The 14,868-nt window shown below is 43.1% G+C and carries 17 protein-coding genes; 5 read left to right on the top strand and 12 right to left on the bottom strand.

Going from position 1 to position 14,868, the window contains the following annotated elements:
• Positions 1-45: 45 nt before the first annotated feature.
• The 3 genes from OE749_RS10445 to fadR form a co-directional block, all read right to left on the bottom strand.
• On the bottom strand, positions 46-570 hold the full coding sequence (locus OE749_RS10445) for a hypothetical protein (RefSeq protein ID WP_263712403.1): 525 nt from the start codon (positions 568-570) through the stop codon (positions 46-48).
• A 55-nt stretch (positions 571-625) separates the two neighbouring features.
• A complete protein-coding gene (locus tag OE749_RS10440) occupies positions 626-979 on the bottom strand; it encodes a phasin family protein (RefSeq protein ID WP_263712402.1) in 354 nt (117 codons plus the stop codon).
• Positions 980-1,190: 211 nt separating this feature from the next.
• Positions 1,191-1,898, bottom strand: coding sequence for a fatty acid metabolism transcriptional regulator FadR (gene fadR, locus OE749_RS10435; RefSeq protein ID WP_263712401.1), 708 nt, complete (start codon positions 1,896-1,898; stop codon positions 1,191-1,193).
• A 484-nt stretch (positions 1,899-2,382) separates the two neighbouring features.
• Between fadR and nhaB the strand changes: the two genes are divergently transcribed.
• The 5 genes from nhaB (at position 2,383) to OE749_RS10410 (ending at position 7,316) form a co-directional block, all read left to right on the top strand.
• The gene (gene nhaB, locus OE749_RS10430) at positions 2,383-3,957 is read left to right on the top strand and encodes a sodium/proton antiporter NhaB (RefSeq protein WP_263712400.1); all 1,575 of its coding nucleotides are present in this window, start codon (positions 2,383-2,385) and stop codon (positions 3,955-3,957) included.
• 113 nt (positions 3,958-4,070) lie between these two features.
• Complete coding sequence (dsbB, locus tag OE749_RS10425; RefSeq protein WP_263712399.1) at positions 4,071-4,586, top strand: disulfide bond formation protein DsbB; 516 nt, start codon at positions 4,071-4,073, stop codon at positions 4,584-4,586.
• A 2-nt stretch (positions 4,587-4,588) separates the two neighbouring features.
• Positions 4,589-5,203, top strand: a complete 615-nt coding sequence (locus tag OE749_RS10420; protein WP_263712398.1) for an FMN-binding negative transcriptional regulator — start codon at positions 4,589-4,591, stop codon at positions 5,201-5,203.
• A gap of 115 nt (positions 5,204-5,318) precedes the next feature.
• Positions 5,319-6,056 (top strand): hypothetical protein, encoded by a 738-nt coding sequence (locus tag OE749_RS10415; protein ID WP_263712397.1) that lies wholly within the window; start codon positions 5,319-5,321, stop codon positions 6,054-6,056.
• 174 nt (positions 6,057-6,230) lie between these two features.
• Complete coding sequence (locus OE749_RS10410) at positions 6,231-7,316, top strand: endonuclease/exonuclease/phosphatase family protein (protein ID WP_263712396.1); 1,086 nt, start codon at positions 6,231-6,233, stop codon at positions 7,314-7,316.
• Positions 7,317-7,392: 76 nt separating this feature from the next.
• On the opposite strand, the gene OE749_RS10405 is transcribed toward OE749_RS10410, so the two are convergent.
• The 9 genes from OE749_RS10405 to OE749_RS10365 all read right to left on the bottom strand — a co-directional run bounded on the left by OE749_RS10405 (position 7,393) and on the right by OE749_RS10365 (position 14,792).
• Entirely contained in the window at positions 7,393-7,896 is a 504-nt protein-coding gene (locus tag OE749_RS10405; RefSeq protein WP_263712395.1) for a YcgN family cysteine cluster protein, read from the bottom strand.
• Complete coding sequence (locus OE749_RS10400; protein ID WP_263712394.1) at positions 7,893-8,555, bottom strand: fumarylacetoacetate hydrolase family protein; 663 nt, start codon at positions 8,553-8,555, stop codon at positions 7,893-7,895. Before OE749_RS10400 ends, OE749_RS10405 begins: the two co-directional genes overlap by 4 nt.
• On the bottom strand, positions 8,552-9,520 hold the full coding sequence (locus tag OE749_RS10395; protein WP_263712393.1) for a lytic murein transglycosylase: 969 nt from the start codon (positions 9,518-9,520) through the stop codon (positions 8,552-8,554). The genes OE749_RS10400 and OE749_RS10395 overlap by 4 nt, the downstream gene beginning before the upstream one ends.
• Positions 9,521-9,525: 5 nt before the next feature.
• Positions 9,526-9,804, bottom strand: coding sequence for a YcgL domain-containing protein (locus tag OE749_RS10390; protein ID WP_263712392.1), 279 nt, complete (start codon positions 9,802-9,804; stop codon positions 9,526-9,528).
• Between the two features lie 3 nt (positions 9,805-9,807).
• Entirely contained in the window at positions 9,808-10,956 is a 1,149-nt protein-coding gene (gene rnd, locus OE749_RS10385) for a ribonuclease D (RefSeq protein ID WP_263712391.1), read from the bottom strand.
• A gap of 44 nt (positions 10,957-11,000) precedes the next feature.
• The gene (gene fadD / locus OE749_RS10380; RefSeq protein WP_263712390.1) at positions 11,001-12,653 is read right to left on the bottom strand and encodes a long-chain-fatty-acid--CoA ligase FadD; all 1,653 of its coding nucleotides are present in this window, start codon (positions 12,651-12,653) and stop codon (positions 11,001-11,003) included.
• 154 nt (positions 12,654-12,807) lie between these two features.
• Entirely contained in the window at positions 12,808-13,647 is an 840-nt protein-coding gene (locus tag OE749_RS10375; RefSeq protein WP_263712389.1) for an alpha/beta hydrolase, read from the bottom strand.
• Between the two features lie 126 nt (positions 13,648-13,773).
• Complete coding sequence (locus OE749_RS10370) at positions 13,774-14,379, bottom strand: Slp family lipoprotein (RefSeq protein WP_263712388.1); 606 nt, start codon at positions 14,377-14,379, stop codon at positions 13,774-13,776.
• A 92-nt stretch (positions 14,380-14,471) separates the two neighbouring features.
• Positions 14,472-14,792: a hypothetical protein gene (locus OE749_RS10365; protein WP_263712387.1), complete on the bottom strand. Its 321-nt coding sequence runs from the start codon at positions 14,790-14,792 to the stop codon at positions 14,472-14,474.
• Positions 14,793-14,868: the final 76 nt, after the last annotated feature.

Raw genomic sequence — 14,868 nt, 5'->3', positions numbered from 1 at the left:
CGGGATAACGTTGTACAAATCTCATGTGTACACAACGACAGAATGCTAACTAGATTTCGTATTGCTTGTCGTCGATTTCGCTGAAGTTTTGGTGGGTGCAGAGCGGCTTGTCGATGTACTTCCCGTAGACGTTGTCGATTTGGCGCTTGTACGAGCAGGCGCTTTAGCCGTTGTACTTGTTTTATCTTCCGTTTTCGCTTGTCGAGCCAGCTTCTCTTTTTCTTCCTGCTCTTTCACTTTCTTTTCAGCCAGCTTTGCGACGGCTTCTATCAGCTTGTCCACCTTATCTGATAGCGCTTCAATTTTGCGTTCACGACGGGCGTTATCTAACCCAAAAAACTGACGCATATTTTGCACTCGCGTTTTAATTTTTGTGGTTTCAAAAAATCGAGAGACGATGTCATCTTCTACTTTTTCGCCCCGTTGAACGAGATCACTAAACAAGGCAGAGCCCGATTCGACCGCATTATCAAATTGTTTCACAGCCATCTCTCGCCCTTCCTCACACGCGCCTACGCCAGCAAGAAGCACTTCTTCACTTGTAGATTTACCATTTTTTGCAGTTGTCATTTTACGCTCCTCAAATAGCATGTAGCTCAGACTCAACTGAGCTACTCAACCAATATTATCTTGCGGCTAATTTTTCTACAGCTTCCGTTAGCGCATCGATTTTTGCAGACAACTCTTCAACTTTATCTTCCGTTGTTGGGTCGTCAAGACCAAGCTTGCGTCGAACCTCTTCTACGCGAGCCTCTACATTGGTTTGCTCTTTAATTTTCGTTTTAGCCTGAGACTCGATTTTTTCGCCTTTAGCGACCAGCTCGTGAAATACTTTCTGCGTGTCTGTGCTGATTTTGTCATAACGATTTTGTACTTCGTCGTAGCTCTTGCCATAAGCACCCAATCCTGCTAACCATATTTTGCGAGCAAAATCTTCAGCTTCGCCTACTTTACCTTTGATAGTGTCTAACTTAGTCATATTTTGATCCTCGATGTACCAGTTATGGTCAGAATATGCTCAAAAATTAGAAAGCACATACTAAAGTAATCAATAGTTAACATTTAAATAAAAGATAGGTTGCAATCACTGACTATAGAATGTGAAAAGCGGAGGGACTGATGAAGGTGATTGATAGAAATAAATCAATAGTTCACGCCTGAAATAAGTTCAGGCGCATAGTCATAACATATTAATCAACAAGATCTTTTGGCATCTCTTCTCGAATTTCATGCCAAATTTTGCCACTTTCGATACCGTATTTTCTAACGACTAATGGCACTTGGTCGTACTCGCCAGTTTCAGCTAATTCAACGAGTTTCTTGTAGTAATCTTTTGCTAGTTCTCTCGATTTCTCAAACGAGAAATAATACCCACCGATACGCGCATAAAACGAACGGAAACCATTCATCATTAACACAAACACTTTGTTACCTGATGCGAGCGCAAGATCATGGTTAAGGCGGTAATCATGGTCGGCAAACCCTTTGCCGTCTTCAGACGCTACAGCACGAGATAAAATAGCTATAGCTTCTTGAGCGTTGTTACGAAGCGCACCACGAATAAACACGGCGCTTAGGTTAGTGCGCGCAGCCAACAGTTGATCAACAAGTTCGGAGATGCCATCTTGATCTAATCGCGCCAACGTTTCTAGAATATTTAGGCCGCATGTTTCCCAGTAGTTATTCACTTTCGTTGGTTTACCATGTTGAATGGTCAACCAGCCATCTCTAGCTAATCTTTGTAACACCTCACGAAGGGTTGTACGAGTGACCCCAATTAATTCTGACAGCTCACGCTCCGCTGGCAAAATGGTACCGGGCGGAAAGCGTCCACTCCAGATCGATTCAACGATATATTCTTCGGCAAAACCTGCCGGGCTTTGCGCCTTATAGATCATACAACCACTCACTAATTGTTATGTTTTTGTTATATATTCAACTGATTGTACCAGATGATTTACATCGGTAAACCTAAAGTTTACTGCGAATTCCTTGTTTATTGCCGCTTTCAGCCGTTTTTCAAGCCCTGTCATTTATAAAAAGATCGTAAAAACAACAATTTCAGTTCAATCGCTGTTTTTTCCGTCAATAAAAAATAAGATCAATATAGACTTAGCGTAACCATTCGCCTTCCCCGCCGCCAAAATTGAGCAATAAACCATCACTTTTCAGCGCATAAAGTCAATTAAACGCTAATATCTATGTATAAAGCCCTTGATATATTAGGGAATTAAAATGATTTGATGACCATCAAGTGGAGATAAAACGCTGTATATTTCGACAAACTCAAGCTAACTGACAGATTTACCTTGCATTTATCTGTCTTAACTCTTAAAAAAGAGCTACATAATAAATAGTATAAAGGTTGAAGGACACTCTCTGATGCAACTTTCTATGTCACAAGCGATATATCAGAATTTTTTGGGCCACGCACCCAGCTGGTATAAAAAGCTAATTATTGCGTTTCTACTCATTAACCCACTTATCTTTATGATCAACCCATACGTTGCTGGTTGGGTGCTCGTATTGGAATTTATATTTACGCTGGCAATGGCGCTTAAATGCTACCCATTGCAACCCGGTGGTTTGCTTCTTATTGAAGCCATTGCCATCGGTATGACCACCCCAAAACACATGTATCACGAGATCAATGAAAACTTGAGTGTGGTGTTGCTATTGGTGTTTATGGTGGCCGGCATCTATTTTATGAAAGACTTATTGATGTTCTTGTTTACCAAGTTACTCATCAATATCCGTAATAAGACTGCATTGTCGCTGTCTTTTGTTGCAGCATCTGCATTTCTTTCGGCCTTTTTGGATGCGCTGACTGTTATCGCAGTTATCATCTCTGTTGGCATGGGGTTCTACACCATCTACCATAAAGTGGCATCTGGGTTTGATTTTGAACACGATCATGACCATACCAATGATGAACATCATCCAAGCAAAGATGATCTTGAAAATTTCCGTGCATTTTTACGTAACCTAATGATGCACGCGGCCGTTGGTACAGCGCTTGGTGGCGTGATGACAATGGTGGGAGAGCCACAGAATTTGGTTATTGCGAAAAAAGCCAGTTGGGACTTTGTCGAGTTTTTCTTGCGCATGTCTCCTATCACGATTCCCGTCTTTTTTGCTGGATTAATCACCACCTATTTTGTTGAGCGTGTTAAAATTTGTGGTTACGGCGCAAAACTGCCCGATGTCGTGCGCGAAATTTTAACTGATTACAACAACCACATGGATAGAGCTCGCTCTAAACGCGATAATGCTCGCCTAATCGCACAGGCCTTGATTGGTGTTTGGCTAATTATTGGTCTTGCACTGCACCTTGCAGAAGTAGGCTTGATCGGGTTGTCGATTATCGTGCTTGCGACTACCATGAGCGGCGTAATTGAAGAGCATTCTTTAGGTAAGGCATTTGAAGAAGCGTTGCCTTTCACCGCGCTGTTGTGCGTATTCTTCGGCGTCGTCGCCGTAATAATCGATCAACAGCTGTTCGTGCCGGTTATAGAATCGGTACTTACGAATTTTGAAGGCAAAACCCAATTAGTCATGTTCTACATTGCCAATGGGGTGTTGTCGATGGTGAGTGACAACGTGTTCGTTGGCACGGTATACATTAACGAAGTTGCGGCAGCCCTTAAAAATGGCGCAATTACTCGCGACCAGTTTGACATGCTAGCTGTGGCTATTAATACCGGAACAAACTTACCGAGTGTGGCAACGCCGAATGGCCAGGCCGCGTTCTTGTTCTTGTTAACATCAGGTATTGCACCGCTACTTAGACTGTCTTACGGCAGAATGGTGTATATGGCTTTGCCCTACACGATTGTTCTCACCATTGTCGGGTTAGTCTCAACCTACCTGTTCCTGTATGACATGACCGATTTACTCTATGAGATGCATTGGATCAGCCATCATACAGGCCTTGGCGTAGAAGACGCGAGTCATTAATTTTCTATAAATTAAACGCAAAAATACGAAAAAGCACCGCTTCAACGGTGCTTTTTTTATTGGTCTGAATATAATGATTGCCATAGTAAAAATGACAACGAAAAGAATAAATTATGAACACCCTCGCCCACTTAGCTGACAAAAAATCTGCATGGCTACTACTTTTTGCCAGCGCACTGGCACTCATTCTTACTGCGCTTTATTTTCAATATGGAATGGGCTTAGAACCTTGTATTAAGTGCATTTACCAGCGCACCGCTACATTTGGTATTTGTTTAAGCGCGTTGCTTCCGCTTTTGTATCAACACGGATTAACACGCACATTGGCATTTATTGGATGGGGCATTTCTGCAATATGGGGATTGCTGATTGCAATAGAGCATGTCGAGATTCAAACTGCTGCCAATCCATTTTTTGCTAGTTGTGAATTCGTGCCGAATTTTCCGGAGTTTTTAGCCTTGCACGAGTGGCTCCCAGGTCTGTTTGCCGCAACAGGTGACTGTGGAAACATCGATTGGGCATTTTTAGGTTTGAGCATGCCTATGTGGATGATCGTGATCTTCTCTCTATACAGCTTAACTTTTGTCGTGGTACTCTTTTCTCGGTTATTGAAGTTAAAAAGGGTATAAGGATGTATACACCCAAAAAGCTGGCTCTTACAGAATCTCAGAGCTGGGATTTCGTTGAAGCCTTCCCATTTGCACAAATGATTAGCGCAGACCCGCTACAATGTACTCATATTCCAATGATTCTTCATCGACGTGACAGTGTTGCTGTTCTTCACACGCATATGGCAAAAGCGAATCCTCATCATCGGGAACTCGATGGGAAAGAGGTGCTGGTTATCTTTGCGGGTCCTCACACCTATATTTCTGGCCAGTGGTACGAGTCAAAGCCCGCTGTACCCACTTGGAATTACGCGGCTGTACACGTCTATGCAAAAGTAGAGGTATTACCACCTTCGTTTAATAAGGCTTTCTCTAGAGAAATACTGGCAGCCTACGAGCCTCATTTCACTGCGCAAGAAGACATATACGACGAAGCTTACATGGATAAGCTAGATACGGCGATAGTATCAATGAAGCTTCATGTCACCTCGGTGGAAGGTAAGTTTAAGTTGGGCCAACATAAGCACGTCAATGATCAAAAAGCGATATATCAAACCTTATCGAACAGTGAACGATTAGACGATTTACAGTTGGCGGCGTTGATGCGTGAATGGAACATAGGAACGGGAGAGGCATAGCGTTTACTGGATTCTTCCCTTTTCTGCACTTGACGCGGTCATTTTATTAACCAAAACTATTTACTCCACCATGGATGGAATAGCTATTTAATTTTTATCAAAATAAGGATGATTTATGTCTCGGTACACTCTTTGTTATTTTTTGTTCTTTATATTTTTGGCCCCATTTCATGCTTCAGCTACGGTTAAAACATTTTATTTTCAAACACAATGGGGCGAAGAAATCAGAGTTGACGTGAGCGGCGGCAGTGAAAACCCTCACTACATTTTTCATAACGTATCTAATGAGCGCGGATACAGTATTTTTCGGCAATACGTTCAGTCTACGCTATCAGGGCAAAATTATGTCTACTTATGGATGGATGATTGCGGTAATGACTGCTTTGGCTCGCTAGGCAATCACGACACAGATAAAGTGAACACGTCAGGCAAGCAACGGGTAAAAGTCAAAGATAATAATCCCTCGTCTATCCTTAATAAAGTTGTAGAGAGCGCAGCGTCTGCAGTTGGAAGTCGAGCGGTTGATGCCGTCGCAACTGCATTAGCCGATAAAGCATTGAAAGAGTCACCATTTACAATCGTAGCTGGTATAAACGAAAAACCGATTCTTATGTGTCGACCGGTTCAAAATTACTGCCAAACAATTAGCGATGTGACGTTCTATAATATAGATGGCGGCTGGGCTGTAAAATATCCTATATCAAATCCAGGTTCACCAGATTACGCGCATGAAAGGTCCATTCAAGATGCATTAAACGCTTTTTCGTTTTCAATTTCTGTCACGTGTAAAACTACTTACACAGGATCTGGGCAAGATCTTAGTGCACAAATGACGTGCTACACCATCCACTAAAGAATCAGAGGCTACCCACTGGGTAGCCTACAAAAACACAGTTTATCGCTTGTTTACTAAAATTCAAAACGTGTCGTGGTTGTATTAAAACATCCTCATCCACATCAAAACCCATATCAAATTTATCTTCTGTACTCTATTATTGACCACATAACGAAATAAAATCAGGATGTTATGTTTATTGTTCTCAGTGTAGCAACGCTTTTTGTGCTAATGGCAACGGTACTGCCCTTATTTAATAAGCAGGTGTGGTGGATACGCGCGTTCGATTTTCCTCGTGTTCAATTTGCCGCGCTGTCTTTTATTATTTTACTGGTATCGCTTTTCACCTTGCCTCTTTTACACCAAGATACTTGGCTACTACTTGGTATACACGTTGTTTGCATTGCTTATCAACTCTCTTGGATTTTACCCTACACCTTAATTGCTAAGCCTGAGGTTAACGCGCTGTCCGACACGGATACCCCTGATGCTGAAATTACCATCATTACCGCGAATGTATTAATGACAAATAGCGACCCTAAACCTTTACTGTCTCACATTGCTCATTATCGACCTGATATTCTGGTGACACTTGAAACCGATAAAAAATGGGAAAAGTATTTACACTGCATAGAAGATGATTATCCTTACTCAGTGAAATGCCCACTTGATAACCTCTATGGTATGCATCTGTACTCGAAGTTGCCTCTTAACAATGCATCATTGAAATTTTTAGTGGAGGATGATGTCCCTTCGATTCATACGAGTGTCGCTCTACCTTCAGGCGTGCTACTGCAATTACATTGTATGCACCCCGCTCCTCCAAGCCCCACAGAAAACGATGAGTCAACCGAACGAGACATAGAACTAATTTTATTAGCGAAACAGTTAAAAGACGATGACTCTCCTATTATTGTCACGGGCGATTTAAATGATGTTGCTTGGTCTAAATCAACACGACTATTTAGACAAATAAGCCGTTTACTCGATCCGCGTGTAGGCCGAGGCATGTTTAATACCTTTCACGCAAATCATTGGTTTGCTCGCTGGCCGCTTGATCACCTTTTTCACAGCCAGCACTTCAAGATAAAACAAGTAAAGCGCCTATCTAATATAGGCTCAGATCACTTTCCTTTAATGACTAAATTGGCTTTTTTCATCAACCCTGATAACAATCAGCAAAATGAATTACCTGATGCAGAAGAGCCAGAATGGCTAAGAAAACAACGGGAAAAGCGAAACATTACAACTCATGATGTGCCAGATCCCACAGACTAATCGGCTTCAAACGTTATCTCGAAGCCTGTTTAGTTTTATTAAGACTCTCTAGGGAAACATAGCCAAAACAGGACGACTAATCGATGTCCTCTAGCGGCCAAAGCGCGATATAGTCTTCAAAAGCATCTAACTCTACGTCGTGATCGTACACCACTTTGTTTCTGACAGACATGCCTAGCTGATGCATTTTGGATTTTTTGCCCTTATTGAGTAAAGGGTGCCATGAGGGTAAACCCCGACCTTCGTGAAGGCGTCGGTAACTGCAACTCGATGGCATGTAAAAAATATCGCCCAAATTATCTTTAGTTAATTTAACGCAATCAGGTACAAGCTTGGTTCTCTCTTCATAGCGCGTGCACGAGCATGCCTTAGTATCGAGTAACGAACACACGATATTGGTATAATGGACTTGCTCCCCTTCGAAGATCACTGCTGTGGGCGCAAGTTCGTCAACTGTTTCATCGTCTATAAATTTATGCAGACAGCATTTTGCACAGCCGTCACAAATCGCTTCCCACTCTTTATCAGACATTTCTTCTAATGTTTTCGTTTCCCAAAAGGGTGCTTGCTTTTCGCTCATACACTAACCTGCGTGTTTAACTGAAAATATGATTCAAGAGATAAACTAAGTTTATCACCTTTATGCAACTGCCCCACACCTTTTGGCGTACCCGTTATCACCACATCACCGGGTTCTAGCGTGAATTGATGGCTAATCTCAGTAACCAAGTCAATCATTCCCCAAATCATATGAGATGAATCAGCGGATTGTCTAAGTTCACCGTTAATGCTGAATTGATAACAAAACGCTCGGTCAAGCGGTTGTGTTAGTGGATAAAAGTCACTAACAGGACAACTGTTATCAAACGCTTTTGCTCTTTCCCAAGGTAACCCCTTTGCTTTGAGCTCTGACTGTTTATCACGTAGGGTTAAATCTAAAGCTAACCCAATGCCAGCAACCGCTACCTCAACTTGATTGTGAGAGGCATTTTTCAATGGTTTACCGATAAGTAAGGCTAGCTCCGCCTCATAATGGCAACCCCCTTTTCCCTCAGGTAACACGATTGCGGAATTCAACGAACACACAGCGGTAGAAGGCTTAATAAATAGCACAGCCTCATCAGGCATAGCATTATTTAATTCATTTACATGTTCGACATAATTGCGTCCGACACACACGACTTTTCCTATGGGAAATGTCTGCGTTTCATTGTTGCCGTGAAGACGGTGCTGCCTCATATGCCTTCCTTAATTTTTTCCGATAGGTAACTCACAGATACACCGAAATACGACGATCGATTCCAGCGCATCAATGTCTGAAAGTTATTGTAAACTAGATAGATGCGTCCTTTTTTGCCATCTGGGGCAATGATATGCGCTTGAATATCAACAGAAGGTAGCAATTCACCTGAATATCTACGTACACCTAACATCTGCCATTGAGACAATGACTTGGCCTTTTCTTTACCTAAACCTATCAAAGCGGTGTCGAACTGGTCCGGCAGCCTTACTTGGCGACCCCACGTACGCGTATCATCCCATCCTTCATTTTTCAAAAAATTAGCGATAGAGGCAAAGACGTCAGCCTCGTTTGACCAAATGTCTTTTTTACCGTCACCATCAAAATCTTGCGCATAATGCAAAAAAGACGTTGGCATAAACTGGCTTTGCCCCATTGCTCCTGCCCACGACCCCAACAATTTATCTTGTGTAATATGGCCTTGCTTTAAAATCGTTAACGCAGCAAACAATTGCTTTTTGAAAAAGGCCTCACGGCGTCCATCGAAAGCTAACGTTGAGAGAGAAGACAGTAGTGGAAATTTCCCCTGAATACGCCCAAAGTTACTTTCGTTACCCCACAATGCGACGATAAAACGAGGTTGTACGCCATAGTGCTGCCCTACACGCTGCAACAACGCTTCATGTTGCTTGTATTTATCTATGGCTTGATTCACTTTCCATTGCGGGACACGTGAAGCTAAGTAAGAATCGAGTGTAATTTTACGTTCTGGTTGGTTTTTGTCTGCTTTGACAGCCCGCTCTATATACTTCACGTCAGCAAATGCTGCGTCAAGAAACGGCCTATCAAAACCCTGTTCTTGCGCCTCATTTTTAATAGACTCAATGTAATCCGAAAATTCAGCCTGCGCAGAAAACGTCAACACGCTGCCCATAAGCAGCCCGATTATTACAAATAATTTCATGAAGGTTACTTTTCGCTATTCTGTGCACTTAGGTGTGCTTTTAATAGATTTTCTTTCGGCGGCGGAATTTGTAAATAAAACCCTTTTTCTTGTACTTCATCAATCAACTTTTGCTTATCAACTTGTGCAAGTTTATCGACTTTCATAAGTGGAAGTAACATAACAAAAATCGGCTTACCGAAGGTAGCCAGAAGAGGCTCTGGCACCGAAGAAAAATCATCTTTTTTAGCCAAGTACAGATATGTTTCGTCTTTGCGACTACTTTTGTAGACTGCGTACAACATAATTTACTCTTTTATACTCTTTCCAAGAATTGACTCAATGCCAGATTGTAACAAAGGTTGCCGCCACCCACTGAGTAAATCTGGTCTTACCCCTAATTCGCGTGTTTCGTCCTGTTCAAACCATGCCCATTTTAACACCTGATGGATTTGCTTCTTTGAGCCTAAAATCTCAACAGGAATATTCAATGCATCAGCCTGCTCCTGACATAACTGGCGAATTGACGATACGATCTTCTTAAACCCTGGATATTCTATTAAGCGCTCGATTGCTGGCGGGTACATTTCAGGCGGTACGTCTTTAGCCTCATTAATAATATTAACGATTTCATCACCATGAACGCGCGCCTCTTGTGGCGCAATTCCCTGAAGTTTAAACAACGCACCTTTATGGGTCGGCTGGCGTTTGGCAATTTCAACTAAGTTTTGTTCTTTAACGACGAAGTTCAGTGCCATATCTTTTTTCATGGCCTTCTCAACACGCCATTTCGCTAGCTGTTGCAAGATGTACAGGCTCCGACCGTGCAACTGCCAGTTATTTTTAATCGACAGGTAAGCGAGTTGCGTAGGAAGCTGGCTCGTCTTTTTAAGACTTAATGCTTCCATTTCATTAAAAATCCATTCCAATCGGTTTATGTCTTTAATTTTCTGATAAATATCTGGGAAAAGCTGATACAAATACAACACATCGTTTGCAGCATACTGACATTGCTGAGCACTTAACGGTCTTGCCAACCAGTCGGTACGAGATTCCCCCTTATCTAATTGCACCCCAAGCGTTAACTCTACCAAATTGGCATATCCTAATGTTGCGCCCATATTCAACAAGCACGCAGCGAATTGGGTGTCAAAAATAGGCGAAGGCACGACACCCAAATTGTGCCAAAAAGTTTCCAAATCTTCGGAACAAGAATGCAGAATTTTGATAACACTTGAATTTGTCAGCAATGCATTAAAAGCCGACCAATCAGATATTTCAAGCGGGTCTATCAGCACAAGCCTCTTGCCATCGAATACCTGTATTAGCCCAAGCCGAGGATAGAGAGTACGAGTGCGAACAAACTCAGTGTCTATTGCAACCGCGTCGGCTTTTGCCGCCTCATTGCTAAACTGTTCTAGCTCTTGGTCATTTCTTATAAATTGGTAATCCATCATTATCTCGCATAAAAAAGCCGGCGTATCAGGCCGGCTTTGATTGACTACTTGCGCAGCTCTTTCCGCAGGATCTTACCAACATTTGACTTCGGAAGCTCGTCTCGGAACTCAACCATTTTAGGTACTTTGTATCCAGTCAGATGTTGACGGCAGTGTTCAATCAGTGCCTTTTCAGTCACGCTACTGTTTTTACGTACAACAAACAGCTTAACCACTTCCCCTGATACATCATGGGGTTCGCCAATTGCCGCTACTTCAAGCACATCCTCGTGCATTGCAGCCACTTCTTCTACTTCGTTCGGGAATACGTTAAAGCCCGAAACTAAAATCATGTCTTTCTTACGATCAACGATGTAGAAGTAGCCTTGTTCATCTACAGTGGCGATATCGCCCGTTGCAAGCCAACCGTCATTTAAAATCTCAGCCGTTGCTTCAGGTCGATTCAAGTACCCTTTCATGACCTGAGGACCTCTAACAAACATCTCGCCGGGTTCGCCGAACCCCACTTCGTTGCCATCTTCATCGCACAGCTTAATTTCCGTTGACGGCAGTGGCAAACCTATAGACCCTTTGTATTTTTCCAATTGTGGCGGGTTAACGGTGACGACTGGACTACACTCGGTCAGCCCATAGCCTTCCAATAACACTTTACCCGTTACTTTTTCCCACTTTTCAGCAACAGGGCGCTGCACGGCCATACCACCGCCTAACCCAAACTTGAACTTGGAAAAGTCGAGTTCAGCAAAACCAGGTGTGTTCAACAAACCGTTAAAAAGGGTATTTACACCAGGTAGAATCGTAAATGGGTACTTGCTAAGTTCTTTTACAAAAGCAGGCATATCCCGCGGATTGGTAATTAACAAGTTCGGCGTACCAAATTTCACAAACGTTAAGCAACTCGCCAATAACGCAAAAATGTGGTAAAGCGGCAATGCTGTCACCACCACATCTTCCCCATCTTCAACAACCGTGGCAATAATACCTGAAACCTGCTCTAAGTTGCCCACCATATTTCGGTGGGTTAACATGGCACCTTTCGACACGCCAGTAGTGCCGCCAGTATACTGCAGGAAGGCAATGTCATCGCTCGTCACGTCAGGGCGTGTGTATGTAAACTGCTTGCCTTGTTTCACCGCATCAATAAAGTTTACAGCTCCCTCAAGAGAAAACGCAGGCACCATTTTTTTGATGTATTTAACAACAAAATTAACGATCCACTTTTTCGGCGCGGGCAACATATCTCCCAGTTGAGTAAGAAACACCTGCTCTACTTGGGTCTCATTGATCACTTCAGCTAACGTACAAGCGAAGTTTTCAACAATGACGATCGCTTTCGCTCCAGAGTCGTTTAGCTGATGCTTCAGCTCTCGAGCAGTATAAAGAGGATTAACATTGACCACAGACATTCCTGCGCGCAATATCCCAAACATCGCAACAGGGTACTGCAACACGTTAGGCGACATGATCGCTACCGCATCCCCTTTTTCAAGTCCGCTATGTTGCAAATAAGCAGCAAATTGCTTTGAATCACGGTCAAGCTCACCAAATGTGATGCTTTGCCCCATGTTTATAAATGCTGTTCTGTCTGCAAATTTTTCAACAGACTGTTCAAATATGTCTACGATTGACGAATAGCTATCTGGATCAATTTCGGGCGCGACACGCGGGTCGTAGTGCTCTAACCAAATTTTTTCCACTTTGCCTCCGTGGGCTTAATTCTTGTTTTATGAGTGCCAGAGCATGCGCTAATTGCGTCGTGGCTGCTCCGACCAGAGGTAACAGGTGGGCAATATTACCCAAAGGCCGCTCTGAGATAAACCTATGTTTAAAAAATCGGTAACAACTGATGAATTACTGTTCTAAAAAGTAGATTATCTGCTCAGCAACGTCTAGAGGATTGTCCATATGAAGGTGATGTCCGCCCTGACAAGTAACAATTTTTAGCTGTTTAACCATTGACTGCCTCTCACTCAAGGCTTTTTTCATCATATCAAACCCCTTCGTTCCCATAATTGTTAACACTGGGCATGTAATCGCAGACATAAATGCCTCAGCTTGAGGCTCAGTCAGGCGCAACGATGACGTTGTACGCAGTTTTCGGTCGGTTTTCCATTTCATGGGCTCTGATGACAAATCCAAATTGCGAGACACCAAAAGTTGGGCAGACTCTCGCGACATGTCGCCCGCTTTTTGTCTCGCCGACACCACAGTTTCAAGTTGCGTTGGGTGACGAATATCTGATTTTTCATTAGCAATACGGCTTTCTATCGCGGTTTTCAGTTGGCTAGGAGCATCAGCAGCAGGCTTAGTCAAAGGACCAAAGGACTCAATTGTTATCAGTTTTTCAATATATTCAGGAAAAGTAGCGGCATAAAGCGTTGCAATTATGCCTCCCATCGAGTGTCCTAACAACGTGAATGATGTCCATCTCTGCTGCTCAACAACTTGATGCAAGTCATGCACATAATCAAGCAAATGATAGTGTGCTCCGGCGGGACGATGCGCCGATTTACCGTGGCCAGCAAAGTCTAATGCAACTATATGGTATTGAGATAAATATTTAGATAAAGGTAAAAAGCTGGCGGCATTGTCAAGCCAACCATGTAATGCCAGTAAGAGAGGCTTGTCTGTTTGATCGTTACTCAACCCAGAAAGCGCAGGCACAACAGAGTCAAAGATAATTTCTCTCACATCACGTCCTTGTTGGGATAGATTCCACTACATTCACGTTTTTGACGGCATAGTTTTGCCATCTATAGAACCAAAAACTGCCACAGTGTGGCAACATATTGCCACACAAATAGACGCATCATTCGTTTACTGATTACGACTGCCAGTCTCTTTTGTTGCCGCACCACCTTTCGCGCCCGCTCCATCGCGACCATTACGTATAATAACGCGCTGGTGGTAGGGGTAAAATGGATAGTAGGTGTGGTTAATCCAAAATGGGTGATGCCATAGCTGAATGCTACTGACTTCAACTTCTTTGATTTCTTTCCAAAGATGGTAGCCGTTTGCATCAATGACAGGGAACCCGTATTTGTGCTCTCCAACCGTGCCCTCTTCTATGCCACGAAACGTGCCAGTGAATGTAATTGAGCGACCTTTCTTATACACCATCGGATCAAGAAAGCCTTTTACATAGGCTCTAAATCGGCCTGGGCTGTCGTCGCTAACCAGCGGGCGACCGTAGCTTTTTAGCGGAAACTGAACCAACTCCACTAATGTTCCCTGCTCTTTATTTTCAATCTCAGCGATGACACCGCCAAACCTCACCATTTTACCTTTATGATTTTCAGGTATAGCCACCACCTGCTCAAAGGCGGGTAGTGATGTACTTTCTGGTAACTTGATACTGTCAGGCACACTTGAACAGCCTGCGAGGCTCAATAAGGCAGTAAAGAAAAAAATACGTACTAACATAACTCAACCTTGGGGTTTTTCTTCACTCTAACATAAAGCTTAGAGAATAAAACTGAATAGACAATGAATCAAAACACAAAGGGCTTGCGGAACTAAGCGTAAGTGTCAACGCCAAATAACGATTTAATCTCACTACGGCGTTCTTCTAGCTCTAGCGCTTGATACGCATTAATTGCAGACCGAGAACGTGCATCAGGCTGTTCATAAGTCGTGCGCTGCTGCTGCCGAAAGCGATCCGCTTGTTCAGAAGCTTCACTATCAGCTTGGCGCACGACTACTTGCGTGCGCGGTAATTCTGTTTGTTGGCGCTGCGCTTGCTGCTGCTGAGCTTCGGCCTGACGCTGTGGTTCAGGTTGCGAAGGTGAAATCGCTAGCCCATTTTGTGCAGCCACCAACGACGATTCTACTTCCACGTATTTACTCTAATTTCGCCTGTCTACTCAATATAGTGTATAAACTTTGCACGAATACTGCGCGTTGAATTTTTGG

The sequence above is a fragment of the Fluctibacter corallii genome (genome assembly GCF_025751585.1).
In the GTDB taxonomy this organism is placed as follows: domain Bacteria; phylum Pseudomonadota; class Gammaproteobacteria; order Enterobacterales; family Alteromonadaceae; genus Fluctibacter_A; species Fluctibacter_A corallii.
Note: the sequence above shows the minus strand (reverse complement) of the source record. Positions and strands in the feature narration are given on the sequence as shown.